The sequence below is a fragment of the Desulfosporosinus sp. BICA1-9 genome (assembly GCF_000802135.1).
This window is the reverse complement of the sequence record NZ_JUEE01000135.1, coordinates 14,675-39,526: the sequence shown is the minus strand read 5'-3', so window position 1 is coordinate 39,526 and position 24,852 is coordinate 14,675. Positions and strand designations below refer to the sequence as shown.

The window sequence follows — 24,852 nt, the reverse complement described above, 5'->3', positions numbered from 1 at the left end:
AAGGAGGATTATTTAATGACAGACTCTATCACGGTCAAGGTAAAAAGAATGGCTAATAATTCCTTGGCCCTTCCGACATACGCGACGGCTGCCTCCGCAGGTGTGGATCTTAGCGCGGATCTCAGAGAACCCATTACTGTGAGCCCAGGAGAAAATGTTAAAATTCCAACAGGACTGGCTATTGAGCTCCCAAGTCAGTCTGTTGTAGCACTGGTCTTTGCGCGGAGTGGTTTAGCAAGTCGACACGGCATAGGTTTAACAAACGGTGTGGGTGTGATCGATTCGGATTATCGTGGAGAAATTCAGGTCTTGATTCAAAACTTGGGAACCCAACCTGTGACTATTAAGCCCGGGGATAGGATAGCCCAAATGCTATTTATGCCGATTTTCCACGCTAACTTTGAAGACGTTGCTGAACTTCAGGAAACACCCCGAGGGGCGGGTGGGTTTGGCTCGACGGGAATATAATGATATCTTGAGGTATAGGAAAACTTACTTGAGGGGGAGTTTTAACTTCATTTTTTAGAATTTCGTGTTCTACGCAAGTTTGTCAGTTCATACAATCCCCTGAGGGGGAGTGAAGATGCAAGCCCTTGGGGTTATGCTTTTGATCATTGGAATTGTCCTTTCGGTAAGGGAACGAAAGTATAGGATGATGTGGCGATCATCTCAGACTACACCAAATCAACTGGCAACTGTCTTAAGCCAATTAGTTGGCACGGCAGGTGGAATTTACCTATCACTAGAACTTTTATTCTCTTTCTTGAAAATACCGGAAGATTGGTGGAGTAAATCCGAATTTTTCGTTGAGCCACTAGCGGCGTTTTCCTTATTGCTGGCCATTCTACAACCATTCGGATTGAAAGCTTGGACGAGATTTCGGAAATAGGGAGAGGATAGGATGCTTTTAAGTGATCTTGCTGGTAAAGAAATTATTAATTTGTATGATGGCGCGAAACTAGGCTTAGTGGGCGATGCGGATCTGGATATTTCCTTAAGTGGCTCTGTAGAGGCGATTATTCTTACTTCACGGGGAGGGTTTTCAGGCTTTTGGGGATCAAAAGGAGACCGAGAACGTGAAACTCTGGTGATCCCTTGGCAAACGATTAAAAAAGTAGGGTCTGAGGTCATTATCATCGATTTACAGAATAGATCCGAAAGGATTCGTTAAAAATTCAATTTGACAGAGAACCGGATACCCAATAAAATGAATGGAAAAGCTGTAACCCCGCCTTGCATTATGCAACGGGGTTTTTGCCTTATCATTGCAGGAGGGGTTTCATTGAAAAAAATTCGGGTTTTCGTATCTGGAGCATGTGGAAAAATGGGTCAAGAACTGATCCGCTCGCTCTTAAAAGAAGATGATTTCCTTCTGGTTGGAGCTTCTGATACCAGACATCAGGGAATGGATATAGGATTTGTTATTGGCGCTCCTCGAGTGGGTGTGGATATCACTGGCCCCCTTGATCAAGAAATCTTACGTTCGACACGGGCGGATGTCTTGGTTGATTTTACAAATCCCCAATCCGTCTTGAAAAATTCAAAAATGGCAATTATGGCAGGAGTGGTACCAGTTGTAGGAACAACTGGTATGGATGAAGCAGAGATCGGGGAAATCCGCGTCCTTGTTGAAAAAGAAGGGGTGGGGGCGTTCATCGCATCCAATTTCTCTATCGGCGCAATTTTAATGATGCGATTTGCTAGGGAAGCGGCCAAGTTTTTCCCCAATGTTGATATTATTGAAATGCATCATGATCAAAAACTCGATGCCCCATCGGGGACGGCCTTGAAAACAGCTGAAGGGATATTAGAAGTCCGTAAACCCATGGTCCAGGGACACCCGAATGAGTACGAGAAACTCCCTGGAGCTCGAGGTGCCGATCTTGGTGGAATTCATATTCACTCTGTGCGTTTGCCGGGTTTAATCGCTCATCAAGAAGTTTTATTTGGAGGGTTAGGTCAAGCTTTAAGCATTAGACATGATGCATTCTCCAGAGAGACCTACATGCCAGGGATTATATTGAGTATTCGCAAAGCGGCAGAATTAACGGATCTCGTGATTGGGCTCGATAATTTCCTCGATTAGATTATTTTGAGCGTAACCGCAGCCTGCATACCCTCATATAATGGATAGTAGTCAATGGGACACTGTCTCAAAGGGGGCAATAAAATGAGTGCGGGTCTTAAAGGAATTCGTTTAGGGGTAATCGGAGGAGACGAGCGTGAACTTTATTTAATTTCTGAACTTCAGAAACTGGGAGCCTACATAGTTGGGGTCGGATTCGAAAAGGCTTCTCCCATTTCGGGATTGACACTTGCACCATCGCTTGAAGAGGCAGTCGGTCAAGTGGATGCGTTGCTTTTTCCGATGTTCGGCACTGACGAACGTGGGGTTGTCAAAGCCAAATACTCTGCTTCACCGATTGTCTTGAACAAAAAAGTTCTGGAATCTATACCAATGCAGGTACCACTGATCATAGGTTTCGCGCGACCAGCTTTGCGGGCAATTGCAGAAAATTTAGGTATCCAATTAATAGAAACCGTGAACCTAAATGAACTGGCTATCCTTAATTCTATTCCTTCCGCAGAAGGAGCCATTCAAATGGCAATGGAGGCTACAACGATTACGATTCATGGTAGTCAAAGCTTCGTCATTGGATTAGGGCGGTGTGGTTGGACTCTGTCACGTATGCTACAAGGAATTGGAGCACATGTTACCGGGGTTGCTCGAAAGCCTTCGGATTTAGCACGCGCTGCAGAGATGGGACTTCATGCTGTACATTTAGTCGATCTGATGGATGAGATCGGTCGTGCGGAACTAATTTTCAACACGGTTCCTTATCAAATCTTAGATCGCATGATGTTAGAGAAGGTCGCGCGGGATGCAGTCATCGTGGATTTGGCATCAATTCCGGGAGGGACAGATTTCGAATACGCCCAGATGCTGGGTATTAAAGCTCTTCTTGCTCCGGGTCTTCCGGGTATAGTAGCTCCGAAAACTGCCGGACGAATTCTAGCTCAAATTTATCCGCAACTTATTCTTCGTCACTTGACCACAGTGAACACTATTTGTAAAGTGGAGGTGTGAAAGGATGAAGTTTGAGGGGTTAAAAATTGGGTTTGCTATCACAGGATCACATTGTACAATCCATGAAATTATTCAAGTCATGAAACGTTTAATGGCAGAAGGGGCAGAACTAACGCCAATCATTTCCTATTCCGTTGATAACGTTGACACACGATTTGGAAAAGCAGAAGAATGGAAGCAGCAATTTCGGGAGATTACGCATAAGGAATTGATTCATACGATTCCTGAAGCGGAGCCGATTGGGCCTACCAAGATGTTTGATTGTGTGGTTATTGCTCCATGTACAGGAAATACCCTCGCAAAATTGGCTAACGGAATTATAGATACACCCGTGCTCATGGCAGCAAAATCTCATCTTCGAAATCAGAGACCTGTAGTTTTGGCGATTTCGACCAACGATGGGCTTGGGTTAAATGCTCGTAATATTGGGACCTTACTCATTACGAAAAATGTTTACTTGGTACCCTTTGGGCAAGATAATCCGGTCGTTAAAGCAAATTCTCTAGTGGCACATATGAATCGAGTTCCAGAAACAATCCTCATGGCCTGTGAGGGAAAGCAAATTCAACCAGTCCTCGTGGATTACCGGGTGTAACATGCAGCAGCTTAAGGTGCCTTGCCATTTCGTACTAATCAGAAAGTATAACTTCGTTGTATACTTTCTGAAGGTCCCTTCTCGCCATCCTTGGCTACAGGGACACTCGGCCATCCGTGGCCAGCGCATAAGTGCAACTAAGGCTGCCGCCTTCGCCAAGGCTGATAGAATGATTAATACGTGCGAAGACAGTGTCTTCGGGCGCCAGCCAAGTTTTCTATATAGGCGCCTTGCCCACTAGGCCTGATTCCAGACAAATTTAAGGAGGAACATAAGTAATGTCTAATGTAGCAATTGTTGGCGCCACAGGCGCAGTAGGACAAGAGTTTCTTAAAATCCTTGCTGAGCGAAAGTTTCCGGTTACTGAACTAAGGTTGTTAGCATCAAAGCGTTCTGCAGGAAAACGCATTACATGGCAGGGTCAGGAACTTGAGGTTCAGGAGACGACTCACGAGAGTTTTAAGGGGATAGACATTGCTCTCTTTGCCGGTGGATCAGCGAGTACAGAATATGCCCGTTCTGCTGTGGAGAGTGGAGCAGTGGTGATAGATAATAGCAGTGCCTTTCGGCTTGACCCAGAAGTGCCGCTTGTCGTACCTGAAGTTAATCCAGAAGATGTCTTCAGTCACAAAGGGATTATTGCCAACCCTAATTGTTCCACGATTATTATGGCAGTGGCACTTAAGCCGATTTTTGATTTAGCTGGTATCCGTCGGGTGGTTGTTTCAACTTATCAAGCAGTGTCTGGAGCCGGACGCGAAGGCATTGAGGAACTGGAAGCACAGGTTAAGGCTTGGTCTAATGGAGAAGAACTCAAATCCTCCGTTTTTCCCTATCAAATTGCCTTTAACCTTGTTCCACGGATTGATGTATTTCAAGAGGGAGACTATACCAAAGAAGAGTGGAAGATGGTCAAGGAAACTCAAAAGATATTCCACGTACCCAATATGGCGATCACTGCTACAACGGTACGGGTGCCGGTATTCCGTAGTCACTCAGAGTCCATCAACGTGGAGACGGATCGCTTAGTCAGTGTCTCAGAAGTTCGGGAGGCCTTGAGTAAAGCTGCCGGCGTTATTGTAATCGATGATCCAGGGAAGGACCAATACCCCATGCCCTGGTTTAGTGCGGATAAGGACGAAGTCTATGTAGGGCGCTTGCGTCAAGACTTTTCCATCCCTCAAGGTTTCAATTTATGGGTGGCAGGAGATCAAATACGTAAAGGTGCGGCAACGAACGCCGTGCAAATTGCGGAGCTTCTACTTTAACAGAGGCGTAGTTCGTAGTTCGAGGACGTGGTTCGAGAATCAAGTCCGAAAGGCCTGTGCTTGAGGCTATCAAACACGATCATCTGGCTAGAAGCTCAGATTTAGGGGTAAAGTTCTTTGTTTAGAGATTAGAAGTAGAAGAAAGAAGTTACAAGTAAACGATAAAAGTTCGAGGCTAAGTTCGAACCACGAATATCGAACCTCGAACCTCGAAAAGGGGGGTTGGAGTTGCGTATTGTAGTCCAAAAATTTGGCGGAACCTCCCTGGCTACTGCAGAGCGAAGGGCCCTGGTGGCTTCCAAAGTCTCAGAGGCTGTTCATAGCGGATATTCTCCGGTGATTGTCGTTTCAGCAATTGGCCGTTCTGGAGATCCCTATTCGACGGATACGTTTCTAAACATGGTAAAAGGGATACATCCGGATTTGCCAAAACGAGAGTTAGATCTTCTAATGAGTTGTGGAGAAGTGATTTCAGGGACCGTTTTGGTGAGCACGTTAAATAGTAGGGGATTAAAAGCAGTTCTCTTTACAGGAGGGCAAGCAGGAATTATTACGAATGATGATTTTGGGGATGCCCGAATTATTAGGGTTGAGCCAGGCGAGATACTCGAACAATTGGCGGAAGGTAAAGTGGTGGTCGTGACTGGATTCCAAGGAGTCACGGAAAGTGGTCAGATTACAACACTTGGACGAGGAGGAAGCGATACGACGGCTTCAGCACTGGGAGTCGCCCTCGATGCGGAAACTATCGATATCTACACTGATGTTGAGGGAATTATGACCGCAGATCCTCGAATTGTTGACGATGCTCGGATTTTAGATACAGTCACCTATAACGAAATATGTCAGTTGGCTTATCAAGGGGCTAAGGTTATTCACCCACGTGCTGTGGAGATCGCAATGCAACGAAATATTCCTCTGAGAATCAAATCGACCTTTTCGGATGCACCGGGAACCTTGGTTACTAATATGCATCCCGATCGAGAAGTTGGAACGGATATTACCAGTGACCGGATTATTGCGGGAATTGCCCACACGCCAAGTGTTACTCAACTTCGAGTTTTAACGGTGAATGATCCTGACATACATCTTACGGATAAACGAATCTTTAAAGCAATGGCGCTAGCAGACATTAGCGTAGATTTTATCAGTGTACAACCGGAAGCAGTGCTGTATACGGTTTCAGACGAGATCGCTGCCAAGGCAGTTAGTATTCTACAGAATATGGGTTTTCAACCGGACGTTGTTGCCAGTTGTGCTAAAGTTTCTATTGTAGGAGCGGGAATAGCTGGCGTACCAGGTGTCATGGCTGATATGGTTGAAGCACTATCCGATGCAGGTGTGACCATCTTGCAATCGGCTGATTCACATACAACGATCTGGGTACTGGTTCATAAGGAAGATATGGTGACAGCAGTACAGTCCTTGCATAAAAAGTTCAAATTAGAAGTTTAGAAAGCAGAAGAAGAAAAACCCACTTATAGAGGTGGGTGTCTCGGAATTGCTTAGAATAAAAGTATAAGTGGGAAGAAAGGATGAGAAAGATGTCTTTGGGAAGAATCTTGACAGCCATGGTAACTCCCATGAATGAAGCGTTAGAGGTCGATTATCAAGAAGCCATACGCTTAGCTCAGCACTTAATCGCCCATGGATCAGATGGAGTTGTGGTATGTGGAACGACGGGAGAATCTCCAACGGTTACGGATCAGGAAAAAATAGAGCTATTTAAGGCCGTGAAAGGGGCTCTGGGCTCAAAAGCGACCGTCATTGCAGGGATTGGGTCCAATTCCACCAATTCCAGTATTGCCCTCGCCCGCAAGGCTGCGACAACGGGCGTGGATGGACTGATGGCCGTTGTACCCTATTACAACAAACCTTCTCAAGAGGGGATGTATCAGCACTTTAAGGCGATCGCTGAGGTAACGTCTCTACCCTTGATGCTCTATAATGTACCAGGCAGGACCTCAGCCAATTTATTGCCTGAGACTGTGAAAAGGCTATCTGAAATCCCCAACATTACCTCATTAAAAGAAGCAGCGGGTTCAATCGATCAAGTTAGTGAATTAAAGCGATTGTTGCCTTCAGATTTTGCGGTCTACAGTGGGGATGACTCTATGACCCTACCCATGTTAGCCTTAGGGTGTAGCGGAATCATTAGTGTCGCAGCTCATATCATTGGAGATGAGATGAAAGAAATGGTGGATGCCTGGTTTGCTGGAGATACGGCCCAAGCAACAAAATCTCATCTTGAACTCTTTCCAGTCTTCAAAGGCATATTTATTACATCGAACCCTGTCCCTATCAAAACGATTCTGAATATGGTCGGGATTAAAGCTGGTAGAGTCCGCCTACCACTTGTCGATGCGACAAACGAAGAGATCAAGTTTCTTGAAAAGTTAATGAATGATCATAAGAAGATAAAAGTAAGTAATACTAACAAACAAGCACAAGCGTTTTCTGAATTGAAGGTAGCCTCTGAATCAGTTCACCCAATCGTTTAGAGCTGTCTAAAATGTATAGACAAGGTGATCAAATTCATGACTAGATAGTCGTTTCAAGGTAACAAAGAAACTATAAAAGACCCGTTATATATAATGAGATAGAACCTCTGCTACAAGAAGCAGGGGTTCTATCTCGGTTACTGGTTAATCTTCGCTGAGAGTAAACTTCCATCCACAATAGAATTCTTCAGGGTGGGGATCTGGTGGACATGCAATACAAGTTGTCTTGATTCGAGGGTCAATCGTAGAAGCGAATAACGAGTATTCAACCTCTCCCACTGGTTTACAAGGATGGTCGGGAAGATTTTTGCGTTTCCGGGCTGACTGGACACGACAATCCTTCATGTGGAATATCAAAGTATGATCATCTGGTCTAAAGCTTTCTTGTTCATTTAGAAAGGCATACAGTCTAAATCTCAAGGCTCTTTCCAGTGCGTCAAGCCCCCCATTCTCAGCTAACCCCAAAAAGGCCATAACGCGTTTAGCTTCAAGGACTGTAAACCTTCGCCATGCTTCAACATCACGCTCAACCGCTTCTTCAATTCCGCGCGCTTGCTCAATGGCTTGGAACCAAAGCCCATCGTGGGCCAACCAACGCTTTGCAAAGTCCTCCAAGAGCGTTTGAGCTTGTTCTAGGGTAAGGTCTTCTTTAGAGTTTAACATTCGATTCACCCTTCTTCCTTTACCTTAGGTAGAAAAAATGACATGTTTTATAATAAAAAGCATTCTCTGCTAGCCTTGAAATTCCTGCTTCTAAAATAATTAAAGTCATCACCTTGAAGGGCGATGACTTTAACGATGAAGTTTTAAGCTTAAAAAGTCGCTGAATCATTGATTGCCAGGTTCGTAGAAAGCGCACTCTGCTTCACGGTCCATCAAGCTTGAAGTAACACTAAGGGTCTCCAGCTGACAGTGTCCATCCTCGTTATGGCTACATTTGATTGCAGAACAAACAACATTGGTCATGATTTTATCCACCTTTCTAGACAGCATTGTTTCTATAGTTCCCGAATTCTAGAAATTTATACGTAGTATCTGTCAGATAGAGGAATGTAGATGTTTTAAGTGAAATTGAAGTAACTTGCCAGCCCTCGTTTTTCGCGCTATAATATATTATCTTTATTGTGCGGCTAGTTTCATAGATGATAATCGAAATACTGGCGAATGCTTGGGCGTCATTGTGTTCGTTATGTTATTTCGCGTCTTTTTGTTGTCTTTATTTTGGGGCTTCGAAAGAAATCACGGGGATGCCTTAGCTTTTTAGGCACAATGCGAGAGATAGAATTAAACAGGAGGGATTTATTTGCCGAAAGAGCATAAGTTACAAATTATTCCATTGGGCGGACTTGGAGAAATCGGAAAGAACATGACAGTGATCCGCTATGATAATCAAATGGTGCTTGTTGATGCCGGATTAGCATTCCCTGACGATGACATGCCCGGTATTGATATTGTGATACCTGACTACTCATATTTGGTTGAAAACAAAGAAATGCTGCTGGGAGTTTTGCTTACACACGGACACGAAGATCATATCGGTGCCTTACCCTATATGTTGAAGGACTTAAATGTACCCTTATTTGGAACTCGCTTGACCTTAGGGATTATTCAGTCCAAGATGAAAGAGAATAATTTGAACAATATTAATGCTACTGTTGTACAACCCCGCGATGTGATTAAGCTGGGAGTGTTTCGAATTGAGTTCATTCGTGTCAACCATAGCATCCCAGATGCAGTAGCAATTGCTATTCATTCGCCCTTAGGAACTATTATTGTGACCGGGGATTTTAAACTCGACCATACTCCAGTATCCGGGGAAATCCTAGATATTCATAAATTCTCGGAACTCGGTGATAAGGGGGTTTTATGCCTTTTATCAGACAGTACGAATGTGGAAAGAGCTGGATTTACGCCGTCCGAAAGTCATGTGGGGGAAATGATTAATGAAGCGTTTCGTAATGCTAAGGATAGAGTGATCCTTGCTAGCTTTGCTTCGAATGTCTATCGTCTTCAACAGGCTATCACAGCGGCTGTTAATACCAACCGTAAGGTAGCGGTTGTAGGGCGAAGTATGGTGAATATTGTAGGGATTGCCGAGGAACTCGGATATCTGGATATTCCAGAGGGAACCCTTATGGATATCGACGAAATTATCAGTTTACCAGGGAATCAAGCCTGTATCTTGACTACAGGGAGTCAAGGTGAACCGATGTCTGCACTGACCCGCATGGCAAACCATGATCATCGGCATGTGGCCATTCAACCAGGAGACACGGTGATTATCTCAGCGAGCCCAATTCCGGGTAATGAGAAATCTGTGGCCAAAACAGTGGATCAGCTTTTCAAGCTGGGTGCCAATGTTATCTATGAATCGGCAGAAGGAATGCACGTATCCGGTCACGCAAGTCAAGAAGAGCAAAAATTAATGCTGAGTATGGTTCGACCACAATATTTTATGCCCGTGCACGGAGAATATCGCATGTTGATCAAACATGCTCAACTAGCGGAACAACTGGGTATTCCACGGGAAAATATTTTTATCACTGAAAACGGTGGAGTCGTTGAGTTTACCCGCCATGGTGCTGCACTAGGTGGCAAGGTTATGGCAGGTAAGGTGTTGATCGATGGATTGGGGATTGGAGACGTCGGCAACATTGTGCTTAGGGATCGAAAACAACTCTCCCAAGATGGTATTCTAATCGTCGTCTTAACAATCAGCCGTGCAAGCGGGGCCATCGTGGCAGGACCGGATGTTGTGACCCGGGGGTTTGTGTATGTCCGGGAGTCCGAGACCATGTTAGACGAGGCTAAACAAAAAATACGGCAGACAATGGCGAGGTGTCGGGAGAATCGCGTCACAGAATGGGCGGTCTTAAAGAACCAAATTCGAGATACTTTGAGTAAACATTTTTACGAGAAAACTCGTCGGAGACCTGTGATTTTGCCGATTATCCAAGAAGTTGAATAGTAGATCGTTTAAGAGCCTTCCCCTTCACGTTCATGTGAAGGTAAGATTCTGTTGACTGTGATGATTTTTCGTGTTAAATTTATTTCAAAGTTAAATAGTTGAGCAAGTGATTTTTCTTAGCAGAAGAATCAAAACAGGGAAGCCGGTGTGAATCCGGCGCGGTCCCGCCACTGTAACGGGGAGTTTCTGCCACAATCCACTGAGGAAACTTGGGAAGGAGGCAGTAAACGAGGAACCTGAGCCAGGAAACCTGATTGCTCACATGCTTTACCCACGATGGATGGGTGGCAGGAATTTTGTTATTTCAGCCCTTCATTTTATGGAGGGCTTTTATATATGATTAAGTGTACATAAAAGGTTTCCCGAGGGAAACTGACCTGCAGGGTAACTGTCTTGTTCAAGCGGGATCTGCTTTCAAAAATGCGAATGCGACTTGAAAGTGGAAGAGAACGCACCGTCCGAGACAACCGATACATTGCTGTCTTTATAAGATTAGTGATGTGAGGTTGTCTCTTTATTTTTTTAGATAGGAAGTGATGGAGAAAAACTATAGGAGTTAGTGGATAAAGATTATCTAAGATAGTTAAGTAGATAAACAGTAGATTTAGGTTTTTAACATATAGTATGAAAAGGAGTTGTTAATACTATGGGTCTTCGCACTATGAAGAATTTCGGTTTATTAATAGCCTACATTATGTCTGTATACATCCTTTTTCCAGATAATGCTTATGCTATGCATATCATGGAAGGATTCTTACCCTTTAACTGGGCAGCCTTCTGGTGGATCGCCATGATTCCTTTTGTTATTGCAGGGGTGCGTTCCATTAAAAAAACGGTGACACTCTACCCTAATCTAAAAATGCTGCTCGGTATGGCAGGTGCATTTGCTTTTGTTTTGTCGGCCTTGAAAATTCCGTCAGTAACCGGTAGCTCTTCGCATCCTACGGGAGTGGGTTTAGGCACCATTCTGTTTGGTCCTACGGCTATGACCGTTTTAGGAATGATCGTCTTAATCTTCCAAGCCCTTTTGCTGGCTCATGGAGGAATAACAACCTTAGGAGCAAACACGTTTTCTATGGGTATTGTTGGCCCTTTTGTCTCTTATGGAATTTACAAAGGCTTAAAAAAGCTGGGGGCTCCCCAATGGCTCTCAATTTTTATGGCGGCAACTTTGGGAAATCTAATGACCTACGTTACAACCTCCATTCAGTTGGGGCTAGCTTTTCCCGCGGCTTCAGGCGGAGTAACGGCTGCCATACTCAAATTCATGGGCATTTTTGCGTTCACTCAGGTGCCTTTAGCCATTAGCGAAGGTTTACTTACGGTAATGGTATTTAATATCCTTACAGCTTATAGTCAAAAAGAGTTACAGATTTTAACTGCCTTTACTGGCAAAACGTTATCTTCCATTAAACGGGGGGTGAAAGCATGAAACTCTTTTCTAAGAACATGATAATTCTGGTATTTGTAGCTGTTTTGGCTTTTTTCCCACTTTATATTGCGCGTGATGCTGAATTCGCTGGTGCTGATGCTCAGGCATCAGAAGCGATCAGCGCGCTTAACGCCGATTATACACCTTGGTTTGAATCATTTTGGGAACCACCCAGCGGAGAAGTTGAATCGTTCTTGTTTGCCTTGCAGGCTGCCCTCGGAAGCGGATTCGTCTTTTATTATTTAGGTTATTCGAAGGGTAAACACAGTGCAAATAAGAGGGATCAAGCGTGATTGCCATAGATAGTTTCGCCTACAGCAATAATCTAAAAACCGTTCATCCCACGGAAAAGCTACTTTTTGCGATGATTACCATGGTAGTGTGTCTAACCGCTCCCGCGGTAATCACCCCTCTAATCGTCTTAGCTTTAATGGCGGGGGGGATAGTCATCAAAGCAGGCATCCCCGCCCGAGTTTTTGTAAAGCTTATGCTTGTTCCTCTTTCGTTTCTTCTGATAAGCGTATTAACGATTGCATTTTCAGTTTCGACCAATCCTGCTGGATTTTGGCTAGCTCAAACGGTTAATGGTTTAACCATAGGAATGCGTTACCCAGATCTGATCACAGCAGTTAATCTCTTTCTAAGATCGTTAGGGGCTGTATCATGTCTCTACTTTATAGCCTTGACCACTCCTCTCACTGAACTTATTGCAGTACTCCACAAGATGAAAGTTCCTTTTATAATTACCGAATTAATGGTGCTAATTTATCGCTTTATCTTTGTCTTTATGGAAACAGCCACCACGATTCGCCGTGCCCAGTTTTCTCGTTCAGGTTATGTCTCCAAGAAAAGTTCTTTCCGTTCTATGAGTCGGCTCTTCTCTGCTCTTTTTGGAAAAGTTTTTGTGAAATCCCAAGAACTTTTCAATGCCATGGCAGCGCGATGTTACACGGGAGAGATTAATGTGCTTACCAAGAAACGTCCCGTTAGCCTCAAAAATTATCTCATAATAACTGGTCTCGAGATCCCTTTAATCTTATTGAATTTGCTTTGGAGGTAATATGTTTGTCAGAGTTCATACTTGAAGCCGTTGATTTAGAGTATTCTTATCCGGATGGTACAAATGCTTTGCGTAAAGTGAATTTACAAGTTCGAAAGGGAGAAAGGTTAGCTATTCTGGGATCAAACGGAGCTGGAAAATCCACTTTGTTTATGCATTTTAATGGAATCTATCGTCCTAGTTCAGGTTCAATAAAATACCAGGGACAAGATATTTCCTATAAAAACAAGGCGCTGATCGAATTACGCAAGAAAGTGGGAATTGTCTTTCAAGATCCAGATAGTCAGTTATTTTCCGCCAGCGTTTGGCAGGATATCTCCTTTGGCCCTCTCAATCTCGGACTTTCAGAAGAAGTAGTGACAGAGAGAGTTAAACAAGCCTTGATAGATACTGAGACTACAGAACTGGAAGATAAACCGACTCACTTATTAAGTTACGGACAGAAAAAACGGGTTTCTATCGCGGGAGTATTGGCAATGGAGCCGGAAGTCATTATATTTGATGAGCCAACCGCCGGTATGGATCCTCGTCACTCCCAGGAGTTCATGCAGCTTCTGGAAAAATTGAGCATTGAGGGTAAAACGATTATTCTATCGACCCATGATGTCGATTTAGCCTATAGCTGGTCAGATAGGTTAGCAATAATGTGCCGTGGAGAGGTCATTGCGCATGGAGTACCAGGCGAACTATTTATGCGCCCGGAGATTGTGGAACGAGCTGATTTGACGATTCCATGGCTGATAGAAATGCATGGTGAGTTGGTGAAAAAAGGATGGCTGCCTCCATCTACCCCTTTACCAAAAACAAAAGAAGATTTATTTCAGAATATTCCAGCTAAGAGCGGTCAGCAAAGCGCTTAGAACGTATAGCTCTATGGAGGTTAGCAATGATTTTACTTTTAGGAGAAACAGCAGCGGCGCGTGAGATTAGTGAATGTCTCAAGCTCAAACGGCTTGAGCTAATGAGAATACAATCATGGAGCGAAAAGATATGTTTCCAATCGCCTTCATTAGTCATTGATGCCAGCCCTCCTTCCAGCAGTGTGAAGTTTGCCCCTTTGCGCCAATGGTGTGAACAGCGGGGCATTCCTTATCTTAGGTTAGAAAGACCTGAGACAATAATTCCTGCCAGCCCGTTAATTTATCCAGTCTTTAGTTGGGAGGAAGGGTTGCTCCAATTGGAACAACGCGTAGGTGCTTTGCATCAAGAGAAAGGGCAGCCTGTAACGGTTTTCGTCACGACAGGAAGTCACCAACTGGAAAGCATTGTGCGAAGCCCCTTTGCCCGATTGGCTCGTTTAGTTGTCAGGGTTCTACCGGAAGGACGTTTGGTCCAAAAATGCCAGGATATGGGCATTCCGCCCAGGGATATCGTTGCTATGCAAGGGCAATTTTCCAAAGAGGTGAACAGAGTATTTTTTAAATTCTATGGAGCAGATATTCTTTTGACCCGAGACAGTGGGTCCGCCGGTGGGACAGATACGAAAATCTCGGCAGCCTTAGAATTAGGGTTAGAGACTGTCCTTGTCAAACGAACCAAGGCTAATACCGGATTGACTGTGAATAGTGTCAATGAACTGCTGGATTGGGTAGATGCAAATATTCCAAAGTAAAACAGTTAACAGCTGTTGCCGGAGGTGCTGGTAAATGAACGATAGAACAATTGCTTTTCCAATAGTACAGGCCATAGCGGCCGCCATCCTTTTTGGGGTAAGTGCTCCTATATCTAAGCTTCTTTTAGGGGAAATTGCTCCTGTTCCTATGGCAGCGCTTTTGTACTTAGGAAGTGGAATCGGACTGTTTCTCTGGCGATATCTGCAAAAAGCCGATCAGCGTTATAGTAATGAAGCTAGGATCGTGAGAAGTGATATGCCTTGGATTATTGGTGCAATACTGGCCGGCGGAATTGCGGCCCCGATAGTTCTGATGTTTTCGCTCAAGAATGCATCTGCTTCTACCGCCTCGCTTTTATTAAATTTTGAAGGAGTAGCTACAACCATCATAGCGGGAGTTGTATTTAAAGAGAATATTGGCAAGCGTATCTGGAGTGCAGTTCTCTTAATAACCATTGCCAGCATATTGCTTTCCTGGAATACTTCCGGTCAATGGGGTTTTTCTCTTAGCTCGCTAGGGGTACTTGCAGCTTGCGTTTTATGGGGGGTAGACAACAATTTTACGCGCAATGTCTCGGCCAAAGATCCGCTTTCAATCGTAACGATCAAAGGGCTAAGCTCGGGAGCGTTTTCCTTAGTATTGGCCTTGATTATAGGTCAACCCTTTCCGCATTTGATCTATGTAGTTGGAGCTATGATCTTAGGTTGTTTAAGTTATGGGTTTAGTATTGTCCTTTTTATTCGGGCGATGAGAGAACTAGGCTCAGCACGAACGAGTGCTTTGTTTGGTATTGCGCCTTTCCTGGGCGCTATCTTATCCGTTTTCTTATTCAGAGAAGCCCAGGGGATTCAGTTTATTGTATCTTTGCCTGTTATGATTTTTGGCGCTGTATTGCTGTTAAAAGAGGGACATATTCATTTACACAGACATACAGAGTATGAGCACGAACACCGACATTGCCATAATGATCTGCATCATGCACATTTTCGTCAGGGTGACAAGTTACCAAAGAGTGGATATCATTCGCACATTCATCTGCACAAAACAACAGAGCATAGACATCCGCATACCCCGGATATTCATCACCGGCATATTCACTAATAGAAAATATTCAATGAGGGAGAAATAAGCATGCAACTAGGGCTCATCCATATTTATACTGGTGCAGGGAAAGGGAAGACGACGGCAGCAGTCGGATTGGGGATCAGGGCGTATGGACAGGGACTTAAGGTCCTCATGGTTCAATTTTTAAAAGGATGGATTACGGGAGAAATGAAGGTCATCGCCAGCTTAGGTCCGTGCTTTCAACTCTTTCAATATAAAGAAAACGATAAATTCACTTGGGGAATGACAGAAGAAGAAATGGGAGGACTAAAAGGGGAAATGCGGATTGGTCTGAACTATACTTTTGAGGCCGTCATGAGCGGGGAATGGGATTTGATCATCATGGACGAGATTATGGCCGCTGTGAATTACGGGTTCCTGCCTCTGGAGGAAGTAATCGAGCTTGTTAAGATCAAGCCACTAAAATTGGAACTCGTTCTGACAGGGAGGGATGCCCCATTAAAGCTGATCGAGTTAGCGGATTATGTCTCGGAAATAACTGCCCGTAAACATCCCATGGAAAAGGGCATATTGGCGCGAGTGGGAATAGAGTATTAACCATGTATTGCTTTTGTAATATGTTTAATTTAACAATTTAATAGAAGAGCAAGCGATTTTTCTTAGCCCAGAAATCGTGAATGCGTTGTAGAAGGAGTGGAATCAGGAAACATGGATAAGGTTCTAGCCGACTTAGGCGATTATCATTCTACAGCTGAGATTCACCAGCACGCCAATTTAGAGCTGATTTTCACGACAGAAACCTTACTTAATTATGCTCAGTGGTATGAAAATAAAGGAAAAACGAGTGATGGAGAAGGCTTCACCCACGGCGAAATGGTCAGCAGCCTTTACCACACTCGTTGCGAGATCCAGCTGAAAGCCCGGAAAGGGATTCAACAGGTCCATATCCAGTTTGACATAACTGTGCATAGATTTGCAAGGCTTTTTGATGAATTTTACCCGGATGAAATCCGTATATTTTGGGGTAAAGGTTATCCAATTTTCCAAGGCCTAGCATTAAGTGCATAGGTCCTGTTACAATATAGTTACGCCTAGAGATGGAAAAATATTGCGTCAAACTTGGGTATAAAATAATATCTTCATGGTTGACATATTAGGTTAATATACGATAACATGATAGCAATTGAATATTGGAAAATAAAGGTGCAAGTACTAAGAGTACAGCTTAAAAGGGAAGCAGGTAAAAGTCCTGCACGGTCCCGCCACTGTAATGGGGAGATGTTTCATACTATAGGCCACTGGTAGATACCGGGAAGGCGTGAAGCATTAATGAACCAAAGTCAGAAGACCTGCCTTTGTTTAATGAACTATAACTCTACGAGCGATAGGGGGGTTCTATAAGTAAGTGTTGTATTCAGGGATATACACAGCCTCTTGGCGCTCAGCGTCGAGGGGCTTTTTAAATTGACTCTACCCTCGGGAAGTACAAGAGGCGCATGAAAGCGGCGACTGCCACATCCATGACCTGGGCTTTTTTGGACCCTATTGTGCAGGCTGGGATTTGAGACAGCTCCTTTTGGACGGATTCGGAGGAGTACCTGGCAAGGTGGAAAGCGGTCCAGCCAAACATTTACGATCGTTTCTTGGGCAAATCGTAAATTCTACCTTTACAACCCAAGGGGAAACTGCCGGAGCACAGGCTTGGTCAAGCTTTGACACTTTTTGTGCGCCGTTTATTAGGAAGGACCAATTGACATTTACTCAAGTCAAACAGTGTTTGCAAGAATTTGTTTTCAACATCAATGTTCCAACCCGGGTTGGATTTCAGTGTCCCTTTTCTAACCTTACATTTGACATCAAGGTGCCTTCCACGTTGAGAGATGAGCAGGTCATTATTGGCGGAACCTATACTGAGGCTAAACATGGAGATTTTCAGGAAGAGCTGGATATGTTCAACTTGGCTTTCTGCGAAGTGATGCTGGAAGGAGATTCTAAGGGAAGAGTGTTTACCTTCCCAATTCCAACCCTAAATATTACTAAAGACTTTGATTGGGAGAGTCCTGTAGCGGATGCCTTTATGAGAATTACTTGTAAGTATGGAATTCCTTATTTCGCGAATTATGTAAACTCTGATCTGTCTCCCGAAGATGCAGTATCTATGTGTTGTAGGTTAAGGCTGGATACCGGCGAACTTAGAAAAAGAGGTGGGGGGTTGTTTGGAAGCAATCCTCTCACAGGATCGATTGGTGTATTCACCATTAACCTACCCAGATTAGCCTATCTGTCCCAGACAAAACAGGAATTTATGGAACGTCTGAAACAAATGGCTGAAATCGGGCGCACGGCCTTGGAAATTAAGCGTAAAATTATTGAGCAGCAGTCCGAAAAGGGACTGTATCCCTATTCATGTTATTATTTGAGACATTCTAAGGAGCGGACTGGGCACTATTGGCACAATCATTTCAGTACGATTGGTATTGTCGGCATGAATGAGGCCTTACTCAATTTCATGGGAAAAGGGATTGAAACGGAAGAAGGTCGCGAGTTTTCGGTGCGTGTCATGAACTATTTGAGGGAGCTGCTGGTTAAATTTCAACAGGAGACAGGAAACGTCTACAATTTAGAGGCGACACCTGCAGAAGGAACCTCCTACCGTCTGGCCATGTTGGATACTAAAAGGTATGACTCAATTATTACTGCTGGCGATGAGGTTCCTTATTATTCAAACTCAACCCAACTTCCGGTAGGTTATACGGATGATATTTTTGAGGTTTTAGAGCTACAGGACGAATTGCAGTCTCTTTACACAGGAGGGACGGTCCAGCACCTCTATCTCGGCGAAGCGGTTGAAGATATTGAGGTTTGCAAGCGGCTCATTCAAAAAATATTTAGCAAACACAAAATCCCCTATATCTCGATTACTCCAACCTTCAGTATCTGCGACTCTCACGGATACATCAGCGGGGAACATTTCAGTTGCCCTGAGTGTGGTGCTGAAACCGAAGTGTGGTCCAGAGTGACAGGATACCTTAGACCGGTCAAGAACTATAATCTTGGCAAGAAAGAAGAGTACACTCAGAGAAAAAAATTCATGATGCCAGAGGTGGTAGCGTGAATATTGCAGGATTTGTGAAGACGTCATTTGTGGATTATCCAGGGAAGATAGCGTCTGTGGTTTTTACCCAGGGCTGCAATTTAAGATGTGGTTATTGTCACAACGTCAGCCTACTAGACACTAACGACACTTCAAACGCTATTCTGCCTGAAGAAATTTTCGAATGGCTTTCTAAAAGAAAAGGAATGATCGATGCAGTGGTTGTAAGCGGAGGAGAACCGACGTTGCAAAAGAATCTTCACGTTTTTATCGAAGAATTGAAAGCAATGAGTTTGCTCGTAAAGCTTGACACAAACGGAACAAATCCAGATAGTTTGAGAGCGTTGATTGATGATAAGCTGCTGGATTTTATCGCCATGGACTTAAAGGCTCCGCTCAGCAAATATGAGCATATTACAGGGACAAGCCAGTTGGAGTTATCGTCAATTCGGGAAAGTATGGAAATCATTAAAAATAGTGGACTTGAGCATGAGTTCAGAACAACACTTTGCCCTGAACTTGAAGCAGATGATATACCGAGCATTATTTTAGATTTTGAAATAGCTGCAAACTATGTGGTGCAGAGCTGCAGAAGCACGGATCTGAAAAAAGTATCAAGGAACAAGCAGGATTTGAAGAGATTAACTCATTGGACTGAAAAGAATTTGCCTCTCTCTTTTCGAGGGTTTTGAAGTCGATTAAGAAATGAGGTTCTTTTATTTTTCGAAGGAGGAATTGAGTCAATATTATCACTCACCCACCCCCATCCTTGATATGACTATGTCAGATAGGGGATAGAAATACCCAGTGAATACATCAGTTAGTTTGACAATCAGTGCTAATAATTGTAAATTTATGTACTGAAAGGGTTTACAAGAATTTAGAATTAAGGTTATAATGAAAACAATTCAATATTAGGTAATGAGTGATTTTTTTCTAAGGAAAAGAATTTAAAAGGGAAGTCAGTTAAAATCTGACGCGGTCTCGCCACTGTCATAGGGAGTTGCCTCACAAAGTGTCACTGGATTTTATCTGGGAAGACGTGGGGTAATGATGAACTAAAGCCAGGAAACCTGCTCATTTCAGATCAACACAGGAACCTACGGAAGATAGGGGAGGTGTCGTTTATGTCGGGAAGTCAGCGTATATTATCCGGCTAACCGGAGTCACTATATCCCTTTACAGGTATTCTGTAGAGGCTTTTTTTGTTTCTCTTGAAGGAGGCCTGACGGGTGAGAGACCGAGAGAAGAATAAGGAGATGGAAGAGCACAGGCAAGCGTTGCTTGATGCGCGAGGGGAAATCTTGGGGAGGTATAATTCGGAAAAGGAGCAGAGGATTCAGTGGCTAGTGAAGTTTATTGATATTGAAGATGAACTCGAAGAATTATCCCGACGGCAAAGCCAATGGGTGAACTTATTGACGATTGAGTAAAATCGAATAACATTGGAATTCAGGTATCGGAGTATGAGTGCTTCGGTTAAAAAGGAAGCAGGTGTAATTCCTGCACGGTCCCGCCGCTGTGATGGGGAGATGTTTCGTAAAGGCCACTGGTTTAGTCTGGGAAGGTGCGAAACATTGATGATCCAGAGTCAGAAGACCTGCCTGTATTTTAGACACCAACGACTCTACGAGCGATAGGGGAAGTTGTTAAAGTGCTGGCATCAATCTATGATTATCAGTATTTTTAGCCTCTTGACCAATCGGTTAAGAGGCTTTTTGATGTTCAAAGTGACCAAGGGGATATGTTAGATAGGTATATAGAGGGGAAGAATAGAAATGAAAAGAGAATTTCAAAAATTATATTCATGGCTACTGATAGTTGTAATGACGATTTCCATGTTGGTTATGCAAATGCCTTTGGCTAAACCGGTTTATGCGGCATTAGATCAGAACAGTACTATAATGCCTGTGACAGCTGTTTTTGACAAGAATTCTGCTCATCAAGCCGATGTGCAAATAACGACGACTCTTAATGGTAATAATTTAATCAGTATAACCAATGGTGGAACTCCGCTGACGGTAGGGAACGACTATACAGTAACAACCGGCAGTAGTATTACCATTGGTAAAGGATATTTGGCCCAACAGGCGATAGGAACAACCACTCTGAATTTTATTTTCAGTGCAGGCAATCCTCAGGCTTTGCAGATAACTGTTTCTGACTCTACACCGGCTTTAACAAAAGTGCTTAACTATTATCAAAGCAAAAATTATAGTAATGCCACTACCTGGTGGGATATGGCAGGACTCTGGGGCGCCGGGAATACACAAAAAACCAGTTGGGACACCAGTCAAACCAGTCTTTATGGAAATATTTTGGGAACACTGGCCAAGGGGGGAGATCCGAGCAATACTCTCAACGGACGTAACCTCTTGTCTGAACTAAAGGCGACGCAGAATAGTAGTACAGGTGCTTTCCCCGGTTCCTATGGTCTAACTTCAGGCGACCAAATCTGGGCTATGGTAGCTCTGGATGCTGCTAAAACAGAATATGACCAAGAAAAAGCGGTCTTAAATTTATTGACGTATCAAAATTCGGATGGCGCTTTTTTCTACTCGACTGATTACAACACCAGTGATCCTGACCAAACGGGGATGGCCCTGCTGGCTCTGGCCAATCATCAAACGCTGACTGGTGTTACAGATTCTATTGTTAAAGCCAAGGCTTATCTTAAGGGGATACAAGAGAATACAGGAGGATTTGCTTCCTGGGGAATCGATAATCCTAACAGTGTTGCTACTGTAATTTCGGGTTTAGTAGCTATCGGTGAAGATCCCGTAGCGGATGGCTGGAAAAAGAATGGGAAAACTATGCTGGATGATCTGCTCAGGTTTCAGTTAGACGACGGGTCATTTTACTCTCCCTATAGTCCAGGAGTAACCGATGATATGGCAACGTATCAGTCCTTGATTGCGTTGGGGGATATAAATGCCCATGAATCGGTCTGGCAGAGGCTGCAAGAAAGCAGTCCTCAAGAAACAAGTGACAGTACAATCACGCCAGTGACGGCTGTTTTTGACAAAAAGACTGCGAATCAAGCCGATGTGCCAATAACAATGACTCTTAACGGAAATACTTTAAACAGTATAACCAATGGCGAGACTACGCTGACGGCAGGGAGCGACTATACGGTTGCGAACGACGGCAGTACTGTAACCATTGGTAAAAACTACCTTGCCAACCAGGCGACAGGAACAACAACACTGAATTTCATTTTCAGTGCCGGCAATTCTCAGGCTTTGCAGATCACGATTTCTGATACTACTTCGTCTTCTACGCAGCAGCCTGCCCAAAGTAATATTACTTTAGAGGTTGTCGGAAAGAACGGACAAACTATTCTCTCATCAGCTACTATGTCATTAGTAAGTGGGGATACGGCTTATTCCGTTCTGATAAGGGAGCTAGGTCAGGGTCAGGTGACGGTTACCGGATCAGGTTCTTCCTTTTATGTCAGCGGGATCAATGGGCTAAATGCAGGGGATGATGGTGCTACAAGCGGTTGGATGTATTCAATAAATGGTGTTTATCCAAGTGTAGGTGCTGCTTCAATTTCTTTAAAAAATGGTGATGTAGTGGCATGGCGCTATACAACCAATCTGGGCAAAGACGTAGGTGACAGCAGTACAGGAACTACAACCGTTACTAGCCCTGCCACCCCGGCTGCTTCAACCGGCTCAACCGGCCTAAGTAACCAAGAAGTATTAGCAGGATTGAATAATGCCACGGCACAGCAGAAGTCCGATGCTAGACTGCTAGACACCACTCCCTCTGTCAGTCCGACGGCTACTGAACAGGTGGCACTGAAGACCGTGGACGGAGTTCAACTAATCATACCTACGGGAGCACTAAGTAATCAGAGTGCGCCGGTTAACTTCACAGTTGAAATCGGCAACGTGATGACTCCACCTAAGGCCGATACAGGTGCCATAGTAATCGATCCTCTTAAGTACCAGCGCCAGTTTGGCATTAAAAACCCTTCAGGAACGGTTCAGGAAGAGCCTATTCAGTTTAATGCTCCCGTTAACATTAGTTTCCCTATCGCGTTAGGAGATCTTCCCAGCGGGATCACGAGCCAACAACTGGCCATCTATTGGTGGGATACGGTCAAAACTGATTGGGTTAAATTGGGTGGCGTTTATAACCCGGTCACCAAGACCCTGTCCGTGCCGACGTATCACTTCTCCACGTTTGCAGTAATGGCAGATGGCTCTAGTGTTCCTAAGCGTTTAGCCGGTCTTGACCGGTTCCATACAGCCAACACGGTAGCAACACAGGGCTGGAAAGCCGGAGCAGACAATGTGGTATTGGTTAACGCCTACGCATTTTTCGATGCCCTAGCTGCGGTTCCCCTAGCCTTTAAGCTCAACGCTCCCATCCTGTTAACGGAGAAAGAAACGCTTACCCCGTCGACACTGGAAGAAATACAGAAGCTAGCACCGAAAAAAATTACCTTAATAGGAGGTACAGCCGTCATTTCCCAGGCTATTCAAGCTGAGCTGGAAAAAGTCTACGGAGCGGACAATGTGCTGCGCTACGGTGGGCCGGACAGTTATAGCACGGCTGCTGTTATTGCCACTGCCTTGGGTACGACAGGGAAGGCGATCATTGCCAACGGTGGTGAAAATAGCTATGCCGATGCTCTCGCTGTATCCAGTTATGCTGCCTACAAGGGAATTCCTATTCTTTTCACAGAAAGAACGGTTCTCCCAGCAGCCACAGTTCAGGCTCTGACTGCGCAAAAAGTCACCTCCACAATTGTGGTGGGCGGCAGTTACGTCATACCGGAAGAAATCACTCAGAGTTTACCGGGAGTGGTACGCTACGCTGGAAGCGACCATTATTCGACAGCAACCGCCATCGCTCAGGGGTTAAGTCTTAATACGAACCGGGTGTATGTAGTGACAGGTCTAAATTTTGCTGATGCCTTAACCGCTGGGAATTTGGCTGCGCATTCTTTTTCCCCGGTTATTATGGTGGATACTACCATACCGGAAGCCGCTTCAAGTTTCCTAACCGTCCACAAAGACACAATCTCCGACCTGGTCATTGTTGGAGGAGAAGGGATTATCAGCACGGATCAAGAAAACCAGCTGCGAACGATCGTTACGAACCCAGTCCAGTCCCAGGTAGGCGTTTCAACACGCCAGCAGGTGAATGAAACAATCAAAAGTTTGGCAGGCTGGGAAAAGGCCTATATCCAAGCCGCCTTCACTCAAAAGGCTTCGGGTGAAATCCTTGATCCCACGGTCTATAATTGGCCCACTGTCGGACTGGGGCGTCTGGAACGCTACGACGGCTTGTCTTATTATCTGGCAGAAAACGAGAAGTACCTTGCCCAAGATTGGAACTCCGTCACACGGAAAGTGACTAACTTGGCCAGAATAAGCTTGGCTGTAGGAGCTGCCAAAGGAGATCCTCGCAATTTCGGTGGTAAGGACTTGATTGCTGAGATAGCTAACTATTCTGATGTTGAAGCACAGGGCATCAATGGACCGATTTTTGCCCTGATTGCCCTGAACAGCAGTGATTACGATTTACCGTCGACGGCTCTATGGACGCCGGAAAAATTGCTAAAAATCATTTTAAACAAGCAGCTAACGGATGGCGGATTTTCCCTGGACGGAGCCGGGGATAGTGATCCAGATATTACGGCGATGGCTCTTCAGGCCTTAGCCCCTTACTACACAGACAGCCATCCGGAAGTGCAGGCGGTTGTGAAGAAGGCGATAGCTTGTTTAGCCGCGCAGCAGGACTCAGAGGGAGGATTCAAATCCGGGGGCATCGACAGCAGTGAAAGCGTTAGTCAAACAATTATTGCATTGTCGTCTTTAGGGATTGATATTGATACCAACTCGTTGTTTATTAAAAATAACAAGACCCTCTTGAGTGCCTTGCTTCGATTTAGCTCTACGGACGGTGGTTTTAAACATCTTTTAATGGGGAAATCGGATAACACTGCGTCCCAGCAAGCATTGCTTGCCTTAGCATCTTATGTAAGATTTAAGGATGGAAAGAATTCCTTATATGATTTTCGCCCCTAGTAGAGCCTGACTGTTCAGACCTCTTCTGTTAATGCAGGAGACTGAACCATGCTCATGCTCACTCTATTGCGAGGGGCTTTGTCTGAGAGATAATTTTGTTCAGTAGAGGGAGGGGCTGTTAACG

Annotated in this window: 23 protein-coding genes, 1 pseudogene and 4 riboswitches; of the genes and pseudogenes, 22 read left to right on the top strand and 2 right to left on the bottom strand. The window is 44.4% G+C overall.

The window, feature by feature from the left end; genetic code table 11:
- The first annotated feature begins 15 nt into the window (after positions 1-15).
- The 9 genes from dut to dapA all read left to right on the top strand — a co-directional run bounded on the left by dut (position 16) and on the right by dapA (position 7,452).
- Positions 16-468, top strand: a complete 453-nt coding sequence (gene dut, locus JL57_RS16225; protein WP_034143053.1) for a dUTP diphosphatase — start codon at positions 16-18, stop codon at positions 466-468.
- Positions 469-583: 115 nt separating this feature from the next.
- Positions 584-889, top strand: a complete 306-nt coding sequence (locus JL57_RS16220) for a hypothetical protein (RefSeq protein WP_034143052.1) — start codon at positions 584-586, stop codon at positions 887-889.
- Between the two features lie 12 nt (positions 890-901).
- On the top strand, positions 902-1,171 hold the full coding sequence (locus JL57_RS16215; protein WP_034143051.1) for a YlmC/YmxH family sporulation protein: 270 nt from the start codon (positions 902-904) through the stop codon (positions 1,169-1,171).
- A 111-nt stretch (positions 1,172-1,282) separates the two neighbouring features.
- Positions 1,283-2,086: a 4-hydroxy-tetrahydrodipicolinate reductase gene (dapB, locus tag JL57_RS16210; RefSeq protein WP_034143050.1), complete on the top strand. Its 804-nt coding sequence runs from the start codon at positions 1,283-1,285 to the stop codon at positions 2,084-2,086.
- 84 nt (positions 2,087-2,170) lie between these two features.
- On the top strand, positions 2,171-3,088 hold the full coding sequence (gene dpsA / locus JL57_RS16205; protein ID WP_034143049.1) for a dipicolinate synthase subunit DpsA: 918 nt from the start codon (positions 2,171-2,173) through the stop codon (positions 3,086-3,088).
- 4 nt (positions 3,089-3,092) lie between these two features.
- On the top strand, positions 3,093-3,683 hold the full coding sequence (locus JL57_RS16200) for a dipicolinate synthase subunit B (RefSeq protein WP_034143048.1): 591 nt from the start codon (positions 3,093-3,095) through the stop codon (positions 3,681-3,683).
- 278 nt (positions 3,684-3,961) lie between these two features.
- The gene (locus JL57_RS16195; protein WP_034143047.1) at positions 3,962-4,951 is read left to right on the top strand and encodes an aspartate-semialdehyde dehydrogenase; all 990 of its coding nucleotides are present in this window, start codon (positions 3,962-3,964) and stop codon (positions 4,949-4,951) included.
- 228 nt (positions 4,952-5,179) lie between these two features.
- The gene (dapG, locus tag JL57_RS16190) at positions 5,180-6,406 is read left to right on the top strand and encodes an aspartate kinase (RefSeq protein WP_034143046.1); all 1,227 of its coding nucleotides are present in this window, start codon (positions 5,180-5,182) and stop codon (positions 6,404-6,406) included.
- An 89-nt stretch (positions 6,407-6,495) separates the two neighbouring features.
- On the top strand, positions 6,496-7,452 hold the full coding sequence (gene dapA / locus JL57_RS16185; protein WP_034143045.1) for a 4-hydroxy-tetrahydrodipicolinate synthase: 957 nt from the start codon (positions 6,496-6,498) through the stop codon (positions 7,450-7,452).
- Positions 7,453-7,596: 144 nt separating this feature from the next.
- Here the strand turns inward: dapA and JL57_RS16180 are convergent, their stop codons facing one another.
- Together JL57_RS16180 and JL57_RS34645 are read right to left on the bottom strand one after the other, a co-directional pair.
- Positions 7,597-8,115, bottom strand: coding sequence for a DUF6125 family protein (locus JL57_RS16180; RefSeq protein ID WP_034143044.1), 519 nt, complete (start codon positions 8,113-8,115; stop codon positions 7,597-7,599).
- Between the two features lie 165 nt (positions 8,116-8,280).
- On the bottom strand, positions 8,281-8,418 hold the full coding sequence (locus JL57_RS34645) for a DUF1540 domain-containing protein (protein ID WP_291300173.1): 138 nt from the start codon (positions 8,416-8,418) through the stop codon (positions 8,281-8,283).
- Positions 8,419-8,755: 337 nt separating this feature from the next.
- On the opposite strand from JL57_RS34645, the gene JL57_RS16175 reads away from it, so the two are divergent.
- The 13 genes and pseudogenes from JL57_RS16175 (at position 8,756) to JL57_RS34640 (ending at position 24,728) form a co-directional block, all read left to right on the top strand.
- Positions 8,756-10,420, top strand: coding sequence for a ribonuclease J (locus tag JL57_RS16175; RefSeq protein WP_034143043.1), 1,665 nt, complete (start codon positions 8,756-8,758; stop codon positions 10,418-10,420).
- Between the two features lie 91 nt (positions 10,421-10,511).
- Positions 10,512-10,693: riboswitch (cobalamin riboswitch) on the top strand.
- Positions 10,694-11,066: 373 nt separating this feature from the next.
- Positions 11,067-11,852, top strand: a complete 786-nt coding sequence (locus JL57_RS16170; protein WP_291300172.1) for an energy-coupling factor ABC transporter permease — start codon at positions 11,067-11,069, stop codon at positions 11,850-11,852.
- Positions 11,849-12,145 carry an energy-coupling factor ABC transporter substrate-binding protein gene (locus tag JL57_RS16165; protein WP_034143042.1) on the top strand — a complete coding sequence of 99 codons (297 nt, stop codon included), beginning with the start codon at positions 11,849-11,851 and terminating at the stop codon, positions 12,143-12,145. Before JL57_RS16170 ends, JL57_RS16165 begins: the two co-directional genes overlap by 4 nt.
- A complete protein-coding gene (gene cbiQ / locus JL57_RS16160; protein ID WP_034143041.1) occupies positions 12,142-12,912 on the top strand; it encodes a cobalt ECF transporter T component CbiQ in 771 nt (256 codons plus the stop codon). Before JL57_RS16165 ends, cbiQ begins: the two co-directional genes overlap by 4 nt.
- Positions 12,913-12,917: 5 nt before the next feature.
- Complete coding sequence (locus JL57_RS16155; protein WP_034143040.1) at positions 12,918-13,772, top strand: energy-coupling factor ABC transporter ATP-binding protein; 855 nt, start codon at positions 12,918-12,920, stop codon at positions 13,770-13,772.
- Positions 13,773-13,798: 26 nt separating this feature from the next.
- Positions 13,799-14,524 (top strand): precorrin-6A/cobalt-precorrin-6A reductase, encoded by a 726-nt coding sequence (locus JL57_RS16150; protein ID WP_034143039.1) that lies wholly within the window; start codon positions 13,799-13,801, stop codon positions 14,522-14,524.
- 34 nt (positions 14,525-14,558) lie between these two features.
- On the top strand, positions 14,559-15,626 hold the full coding sequence (locus tag JL57_RS16145) for a DMT family transporter (RefSeq protein WP_034143038.1): 1,068 nt from the start codon (positions 14,559-14,561) through the stop codon (positions 15,624-15,626).
- 30 nt (positions 15,627-15,656) lie between these two features.
- Entirely contained in the window at positions 15,657-16,187 is a 531-nt protein-coding gene (locus JL57_RS16140) for a cob(I)yrinic acid a,c-diamide adenosyltransferase (protein ID WP_034143037.1), read from the top strand.
- 111 nt (positions 16,188-16,298) lie between these two features.
- The gene (locus JL57_RS16135; RefSeq protein ID WP_291300171.1) at positions 16,299-16,658 is read left to right on the top strand and encodes a hypothetical protein; all 360 of its coding nucleotides are present in this window, start codon (positions 16,299-16,301) and stop codon (positions 16,656-16,658) included.
- Positions 16,659-16,774: 116 nt separating this feature from the next.
- Positions 16,775-16,962, top strand: a riboswitch (cobalamin riboswitch).
- 96 nt (positions 16,963-17,058) lie between these two features.
- Positions 17,059-18,705 (top strand): annotated as a pseudogene (locus JL57_RS16130) (ribonucleoside triphosphate reductase); the annotation flags it as partial.
- The gene (locus JL57_RS16125) at positions 18,702-19,376 is read left to right on the top strand and encodes an anaerobic ribonucleoside-triphosphate reductase activating protein (protein ID WP_034143036.1); all 675 of its coding nucleotides are present in this window, start codon (positions 18,702-18,704) and stop codon (positions 19,374-19,376) included. The pseudogene JL57_RS16130 and the gene JL57_RS16125, both read left to right, overlap by 4 nt.
- 214 nt (positions 19,377-19,590) lie before the next feature.
- Positions 19,591-19,780, top strand: a riboswitch (cobalamin riboswitch).
- Between the two features lie 136 nt (positions 19,781-19,916).
- On the top strand, positions 19,917-20,117 hold the full coding sequence (locus JL57_RS16120; protein WP_034143035.1) for a hypothetical protein: 201 nt from the start codon (positions 19,917-19,919) through the stop codon (positions 20,115-20,117).
- Positions 20,118-20,121: 4 nt separating this feature from the next.
- Positions 20,122-20,307, top strand: a riboswitch (cobalamin riboswitch).
- Between the two features lie 155 nt (positions 20,308-20,462).
- Positions 20,463-24,728: a X2-like carbohydrate binding domain-containing protein gene (locus JL57_RS34640; protein ID WP_291300170.1), complete on the top strand. Its 4,266-nt coding sequence runs from the start codon at positions 20,463-20,465 to the stop codon at positions 24,726-24,728.
- Positions 24,729-24,852 lie beyond the last annotated feature (124 nt).

Bases quoted from the DNA above. Each gene is read 5' to 3' on its own strand.
- JL57_RS16215 (WP_034143051.1), top strand. From the start codon at position 902: ATGCTTTTAAGTGATCTTGCTGGTAAAGAAATTATTAATTTGTATGAT.
- JL57_RS34645 (WP_291300173.1), bottom strand. From the start codon at position 8,418: ATGACCAATGTTGTTTGTTCTGCAATCAAATGTAGCCATAACGAGGAT.
- JL57_RS16150 (WP_034143039.1), top strand. From the start codon at position 13,799: ATGATTTTACTTTTAGGAGAAACAGCAGCGGCGCGTGAGATTAGTGAA.
- JL57_RS16220 (WP_034143052.1), top strand. From the start codon at position 584: ATGCAAGCCCTTGGGGTTATGCTTTTGATCATTGGAATTGTCCTTTCG.
- JL57_RS34640 (WP_291300170.1), top strand. From the start codon at position 20,463: ATGAAAAGAGAATTTCAAAAATTATATTCATGGCTACTGATAGTTGTA.
- JL57_RS16135 (WP_291300171.1), top strand. From the start codon at position 16,299: ATGGATAAGGTTCTAGCCGACTTAGGCGATTATCATTCTACAGCTGAG.
- JL57_RS16170 (WP_291300172.1), top strand. From the start codon at position 11,067: ATGGGTCTTCGCACTATGAAGAATTTCGGTTTATTAATAGCCTACATT.
- JL57_RS16180 (WP_034143044.1), bottom strand. From the start codon at position 8,115: ATGTTAAACTCTAAAGAAGACCTTACCCTAGAACAAGCTCAAACGCTC.
- dapA (WP_034143045.1), top strand. From the start codon at position 6,496: ATGTCTTTGGGAAGAATCTTGACAGCCATGGTAACTCCCATGAATGAA.
- JL57_RS16145 (WP_034143038.1), top strand. From the start codon at position 14,559: ATGAACGATAGAACAATTGCTTTTCCAATAGTACAGGCCATAGCGGCC.
- JL57_RS16165 (WP_034143042.1), top strand. From the start codon at position 11,849: ATGAAACTCTTTTCTAAGAACATGATAATTCTGGTATTTGTAGCTGTT.
- JL57_RS16195 (WP_034143047.1), top strand. From the start codon at position 3,962: ATGTCTAATGTAGCAATTGTTGGCGCCACAGGCGCAGTAGGACAAGAG.
- JL57_RS16200 (WP_034143048.1), top strand. From the start codon at position 3,093: ATGAAGTTTGAGGGGTTAAAAATTGGGTTTGCTATCACAGGATCACAT.
- dpsA (WP_034143049.1), top strand. From the start codon at position 2,171: ATGAGTGCGGGTCTTAAAGGAATTCGTTTAGGGGTAATCGGAGGAGAC.
- JL57_RS16140 (WP_034143037.1), top strand. From the start codon at position 15,657: ATGCAACTAGGGCTCATCCATATTTATACTGGTGCAGGGAAAGGGAAG.
- dut (WP_034143053.1), top strand. From the start codon at position 16: ATGACAGACTCTATCACGGTCAAGGTAAAAAGAATGGCTAATAATTCC.